This is a genomic window from Pseudomonas sp. K2I15 (genome assembly GCF_002204795.1).
Lineage (GTDB): Bacteria > Pseudomonadota > Gammaproteobacteria > Pseudomonadales > Pseudomonadaceae > Aquipseudomonas.
Map to the genome: position 1 here is coordinate 67,377 of NZ_NIXO01000033.1, position 6,437 is coordinate 73,813.

The 6,437-nt window shown below is 58.3% G+C and carries 6 protein-coding genes; 3 read left to right on the forward strand and 3 right to left on the reverse strand.

What is annotated here, in order from left to right:
• Positions 1-167: 167 nt before the first annotated feature.
• The 3 genes from pcaC (at position 168) to CEC48_RS19550 (ending at position 2,748) form a co-directional block, all read left to right on the forward strand.
• Positions 168-566, forward strand: a complete 399-nt coding sequence (gene pcaC / locus CEC48_RS19540; protein ID WP_088425238.1) for a 4-carboxymuconolactone decarboxylase — start codon at positions 168-170, stop codon at positions 564-566.
• Between the two features lie 168 nt (positions 567-734).
• On the forward strand, positions 735-2,063 hold the full coding sequence (locus tag CEC48_RS19545; RefSeq protein ID WP_088425232.1) for a TrkH family potassium uptake protein: 1,329 nt from the start codon (positions 735-737) through the stop codon (positions 2,061-2,063).
• Positions 2,053-2,748, forward strand: a complete 696-nt coding sequence (locus CEC48_RS19550; RefSeq protein WP_088425233.1) for a TrkA family potassium uptake protein — start codon at positions 2,053-2,055, stop codon at positions 2,746-2,748. Before CEC48_RS19545 ends, CEC48_RS19550 begins: the two co-directional genes overlap by 11 nt.
• Positions 2,749-2,768: 20 nt before the next feature.
• Here the strand turns inward: CEC48_RS19550 and CEC48_RS19555 are convergent, their stop codons facing one another.
• From CEC48_RS19555 to CEC48_RS19565, 3 genes are all read right to left on the reverse strand, one after another.
• A complete protein-coding gene (locus CEC48_RS19555) occupies positions 2,769-3,668 on the reverse strand; it encodes a polysaccharide deacetylase family protein (protein WP_088425234.1) in 900 nt (299 codons plus the stop codon).
• 131 nt (positions 3,669-3,799) lie between these two features.
• Positions 3,800-4,930: a hypothetical protein gene (locus CEC48_RS19560; protein WP_141099690.1), complete on the reverse strand. Its 1,131-nt coding sequence runs from the start codon at positions 4,928-4,930 to the stop codon at positions 3,800-3,802.
• A gap of 192 nt (positions 4,931-5,122) precedes the next feature.
• On the reverse strand, positions 5,123-6,373 hold the full coding sequence (locus CEC48_RS19565) for an OprD family porin (RefSeq protein ID WP_088425236.1): 1,251 nt from the start codon (positions 6,371-6,373) through the stop codon (positions 5,123-5,125).
• Between the last annotated feature and the right edge of the window lie 64 nt (positions 6,374-6,437).

Below are 6,437 nucleotides of genomic sequence, written 5' to 3' on the forward strand. Positions count from 1 at the left end.
CGAGTGAGCTTGCTCCCGTTGGGCTGCGCAGCAGCCCTGAAAGCCGCAATAGAGATCTTTCAGCAAAAATGCAGTGACCTTATGGGGGCCGCTGCGCGACCCAACGGGAGCAAGCTCCCTCGCCACAGGTTATGTGCCTGTCGTCAACGTTGCATGAGGAACCTTTTGTGGACGAGAAACAACGTTATGCCGATGGCCTGCAAGTGCGCCGCGAAGTGCTGGGTGACGCTCATGTCGACCGCAGCCTCAACGCCCTGACCGAGTTCAACAGCGAGTTCCAGGAAATGATTACCCGCCACGCCTGGGGTGATATCTGGACCCGCCCGGGCCTGCCGCGACATACCCGCAGCCTGATCACCATCGCCATGCTGATCGGCATGAACCGCAGCGAAGAGCTGAAGCTGCACCTGCGCGCCGCCGCGAGTAACGGCGTAACCCGCGCAGAGATCAAGGAAGTACTGATGCAAAGCGCGATCTACTGCGGGATTCCGGCAGCCAATGCGACGTTTCATTTGGCCGAGTCGGTGTGGGATGAACTGGGGGTTGAGTCGCGGGAACAGGGCTGAAGCCTGAACGCAGGCTCTGCGACGCGGCAGGTGGGGCTGTAAAAATGGGGGCTGAGTGTTTCAGCTATGCTGACGGGGAGTAGCGGCTTCTTCCTACAGCTCCTATAGGGGCATCGTGTTTATCCTGCGCTACGGACCTCCCTATCGCGACCTGAGCCCTGGCGCCCAATGAAATTACTGCTGCATCCTGCCAGGGTTGTCGCCCTGGTGTTCCTTGCCGCAATACTGGCCGGAACCGCCATTCTCATGCAGCCGATATCCCAGGCCGAGGGGGCCGCAGTCCCGTGGGTGACGGCGTTCTTTACGGCCGTATCAGCCGTCTGCGTTACCGGGTTGGTGGTGGTGGATACTGGCACGTACTGGTCGACCTTCGGCCAGTCGGTGATTCTGCTTCTGTTCCAGCTCGGTGGCTTCGGCATCATGACGGTGGCGACCTTGCTCGGCCTGATGGTTAACAGCCGATTGCGCCTGCGTACCAAAATGGTCGCACAGCTGGAGTCGCGCTCATTGGGGGTGGGAGACATTACCAGCGTGGCCAAACTGGTGCTGGTGGTGACGTTCGCCCTGGAGCTCATCACGACCGTGTGGCTCACCTTCAGGTTTCATTGGGGCTATGGCCAGTCATGGGCCGATGCGGCCTGGAGCGGTCTGTTTCATGCCGTATCGGCCTTCAACAACGCAGGTTTCTCGATTTACTCCGACAGCCTGATGCGCTACGCCACAGACACTTGGATTCTGTTGCCTGTCATGGCCGCCATCGTTATCGGCGGTATTGGCTTTCCCGTGCTGTATGACTTGCGCAGCAGGTTCAACCATCCCCGTCGCTGGTCGCTGCATACCAAACTCACCTTGTCTGGCACGGCGATCTTGCTGGCGGTCGGGTTTTTCACGCTGCTGCTGTTCGAGTGGGACAATTCCACCACCCTCGGCCCGATGGCCGTGACCGATAAAGTGCTGTCGGCGGCATTTGCTTCCGTTTCCGCGCGTACCGCCGGGTTCAATTCGATCGACATTGGCGCGTTGACCCCGGAAAGCTGGGCGGTGCATTACTTTCTGATGTTCGTCGGCGGCGGCAGTGCCGGCACGGCGGGTGGGGTGAAAGTTGGTACTGTGGCGATCCTGGTCTTGCTGGTGATTGCCGAAATTCGTGGCCACAGTGACTGCGAGGCATTTGGTCGGCGTGTCGGTGCTGCAGCCCAACGTCAAGCCATTACCGTGCTGGTCCTGAGCAGCGCCCTGATCGTGCTGGCGACGCTCTTTATCCTGCGTGAAACCGCGTTGCCCACCGACCAGGTCATATTCGAAGTCATCTCGGCGTTTGGCACCGTCGGCTTATCCACCGGTATCACCGCCGAACTGCCCACCTCAAGCCAACTGGTGTTGACACTGCTGATGTACGCCGGAAGGGTGGGCACCATCACGCTGGCGGCGTCACTGGCCTTGGGCGAACGCCGTATGCCCTACCGTTACCCAGAGGAGCATCCCATTGTTGGCTAACTTGCTATTTTCAGAGAAGTTCTCATTTGCCAAGGGCGACAGCGTAGTGGTGATCGGCCTGGGTCGCTTCGGCGGCTCGGTGGCCCAATCGCTGATGCGGCTGGGGCACGACGTGATGGGTATCGACCGCGACGCCGCACCGGTCCATGAGTGGGCTGACCTGCTGACGCATGCGGTGCAGGCCGACTCCACCAACCTGCAGGTGTTGCGCCAATTGGGAGTTGCCGATTTCGCCCACGCCATTGTGGGCATCGGCACCGACCTGGCCGCCAGCCTGCTGACCATCATGACGCTGACTGAACTGGGGATCCCGGATATCTGGGTCAAGGCCCGGACTGCTGAGCACGGGCAGATAGCGCAGCGCATTGGCGCCCACCACGTGGTCTATCCGGAGAAGGAAATGGGTGAGCGTGTTGCTCACCTCATTACCGGGCGGATGATTGATTTCATCGAGTTCGACGACGGTTTCGCCATCGCCAAGATTCATGCTCCACTGTCGTGCCACAACAGCACGCTGGCCGACGGGCAAATCCGCGAAAAATTCGGGGTGACCGTCGTAGGCTTGAAGCGTGCCAGCCAAGACTTCCAGCATGCCACCCCGAGCACGCAGGTACTGCCTGGGGATTTGCTGATCGTGTCTGGGCCGACTCATCTGATCCAAAAATTTGCCGGCCACTCGACATAGCCAGAGAGCCGTTTTGGAGGTCAGTGCGAGTCAGCGTCCCACACCCAATTCCACACACCTGGCAGGTGCACCACTTCGTCGGCGTCCTTCACCGTGCGGGCCATGGCGGCTCGTTGCAAGGCAGCGCGGTCGGTGTAGAACGGCTGGGCGGCGGTAGGCACGCCGTTGATACGCGCGCTGTCGATCAGGATTTGCAGGTATTCCTTGAGGTGCCAGGCGGTGTAGCGGTTGATGTCGTGAAAGGTCACCACCACCGGGATTACGCCGTCCACCGTCGGTAATTCGCCCCGTGCGATACGTTCGCGCACTACCGACAGCTGGCGTATCAGGTTTTCCCGTCGACGCGGGCTGCCATTGAATACCCAGATCACGCCATCGTTTGCACTCAAGTCTGTGAGCAGTACGTGCATGCCATGCCGCTGGTAGGCGGCGAAGGTGCGCTTGTCGTAATTCCAGAACGGCGGGCGCACCAGTGTGGGCGGCTGGCCGGTGATGGATTCAAGGGTCGACGAACCCAGGTTGAGGTAGTGCTCCAGCTCAACCGGATTTTGCGAACGATGATTGCTGTGCCACGGGGTTGCAGTGTGAAAGCCCAGGATATGGCCGGCCGCGTATTCGCGCTCCATGGTCTTGCGGCCCCGCGGGTTACCGCCGGAGCGGGGTGCTTCGGTCTGCAGGAAGAACACCGCCTTGATGCCCGGCTGTATCGGGTTGTTCGCCAGGTCAGCCATCACCGAACGGCTCGGGTTCATAAAACCCGAGGCGCTGGGGCCGTCGTCGAAGGTCAGCAAAAAACGGATTGGCGCCTCGGTTTTCAGTTTCTGTTCGGTCTGCTGTGTCAGTGCCACAGGTGGGCCAATACAGCCGCTGAGGCTCAGGGCCAGGGCCAAAATGGCCAATACGGTGGCGAAGGGTTTCATGGTGGACGGCGGACTCGAAAGACGTTGGCTGCTGGGTCGGGTCATCCATGACACGCGCGCACCATACAGCAAGTTTGTCGCAATTTTTCGCCAGGCTGACGAGTGCCCACCACCTCGCCACTCAGGCGGCTTTAAACGGGGTTGTAGTTCTGGCTTCTATATTGTTGGTCCTGCTTCGTTTCTTCCGGGCCGGAGACAAATCCACCACCGGTGTAAACCGTCCCCGACTTGTCCGGGCCCAAGTTGATATAGGAGAAGTTTTTAACGTTGGAGTCGATGGTGACGTTATCGTTACCTTCCTGGGTTTGTATAAACAATCGCGATTGTCCGGTTGGATCATTTTTGACGGGCAGTAAAAATTGCTCCCCATTTATGTTGGCCATCAGTGAACCGTCGTCGGCGGCACTGATACGAACCTTGTCATCACCGTTTCCTGTTTTAATTTGCGTAACGCCGTCACCGGGGCGGTCGGAGTACTTGTTTTGATCATATGAAATGGTTACATCGCCCTTCTTGAACACCTGGCTGTCACCCTCTTGCTTCATCCGGGAAGCCACCGGGATAGCGTCTGACTCCGAAAACGTTTTTTTGTCAGAGGATTCCGGTGCGGAAGTGTAGCCGTTTCGGCCTGATACACGATGATCATCATTTAGGCTGATCTGCGTTTCGAACCAGATATTTTTGGCGACGTTTACTTGATCTTTCCCACCCTGGGTTTTTATCTCAAGCAGCCCAGCCATTGCACCGATATTTTCGATGGGGAGCTCGTAGGCTTTTCCATTGATTTCGGCCACGATACCCCCTGATTGGAGGGTCTTTATCTCAATGTGATCGTCTTGATTGCCTGTTTCGATAGTGACTTTATTTCGCGGGGTAGCCGTGCCGTTGAAACTTCCTTGATGCAGGGGCGAAGAGGTTATCTTGACATTGCCATTATCAAATTCGTGCGTAACGGGGGCCCCACTTGGAGACCTTGGCACGTTGATAAGATCGGTCGAAATGAATTCGTTGGTGCGGTACTCGGCGGCAGGTGCTGTGACAGCTGGTTTTGAGGTTGAGGGGGCAGCGTCGTACTTGTGCTGAGTGAAGTGGCTGGAACAGTGAGACCGGTGCCGTTGGCTCTGGCCTGTTTCCCTGTTGTGGGTCGGCTCCTGATGAAGGCTAGGGTGGTGCGAGGAAGCTTGCGTATGCTTTTCGTCCAATTTTTGTCGCCAGTCATTCCAGGAGAATGGACTTGGGTTGCCAGAAGTTACTGTAGTCACGACGTTGCTCCATGCTGTAAATAATTAAGTGAAGTTCTAGTTGAAACAGCCTGTTATTGGCGCAGCGATGGATTTGGTTCATATGGGGTTGTTTCATTTTCCTACGGCTCGCATGGAAAGAGAGTTGCGAATAGGTGAGCATTTTCCTAAATGAAGTGGCGTTTGGTTGTAATAACTACGGGTTTTTCAGCGTTAGAGTAACGAGATTGGGTAACTGACGATCAACCGATTTTCATCGAACTCATTGTTGTTGTAATCACGGCGCATGCTGGAATTACGCCAGCGCACATTGAGGTCCTTCAACGTTCCGCTCTGCACCGTGTAGGCCACTTCGCTTTCCCGTCCCCATTCCTTGCCGTCCGTCACGGTGCCGCTGTGCACATTGCTGCCGCTGATGTAGCGGTTCATCACCGTCAGCCCCGGCACGCCAAGGGCTGCGAAGTTGTAGTCGTGGCGCACCTGCCAGGATTTTTCCTGGGCGTTGTCGTAGCTGGCGTTGTAGCTGTCGTTGGCCAGGGTGCCGCCGCTGGTGCCGTTGACGCGCATCCAGGCACTGTTGCCGGTGAGTTTTTGCAGGCCCACGTAGAAGGTGTTGCCGCCGTATCGGGCCGAGAACAGTCCGGACCAGGTCTTGTTGTCGAGGTCGCCGGCACGGGCGCTGCCGTCGTCCTTGCCGTAGAAGAACCCGAGGTTGGCACCCAGGGTCCAGTCGCCCACGGGTTGGCTGTGGATCAGGTTGAGGTATTGCTGGCTGTAGATGTCCTTGAGCTGGGCGTTCCATACGCCGATCTGGGTGCGTTTGTCGTTGAAGGCATATTCGCCGCCCTGGAAGTTAAAGCGGTCGGAGGTGAACGCGGTTTTCCCGGACATCGACATGTCTGTCATGCTGCTGTCGTCCCGCGGGCTGTTGGCGCGGAACTGGCCGCCATACAGGGTCAGGCCGTCGATTTCCCTGGAGGTGATTTGCCCGCCGCGCAGGGTTTGCGGGAGTGAGCGGCCATCGTCGGAGCGCAGGATCGGCAGCACCGGCATCCATTCACCGACCTTCACTTCAGTTTTCGAAATCCGCGCCTTGAACGCGACACCGAGGCGCCCGAAGTTATCGGCGGGCTCGCCATCGTGGTCCAGTGGCAACAGTTGAGTGCCGCCGGTGCCACGGCCACCATCGAGTTTCTGCGAGTACAAACCCAGCACGTCCATGCCGAACCCCACGGTGCCTTGGGTGAAGCCGGACCTGGCGTCGAGAATGAAGCTTTGGGTCCACTCCTGGGCGCCGCCCTGGGCCTTGGTCGGGTTGGTGAAGTTGCGGTTGAAGAAGAAATTGCGCAGGTTGAGGTTGGCGCTGGCGTCTTCGAGAAAACCGTGTTCTTCGGCGAGAACGGGAAGGGCAAGACTGGCAACAGCGGTCGCCAGCACTAGCTGGCGCGGGTGAAGGATGCTCATGGCGTTAGACCTGTTGTTATTGGGGTTATGCAGGTGCGGGCCATGGTGCGGGGCGGTGCGGGGG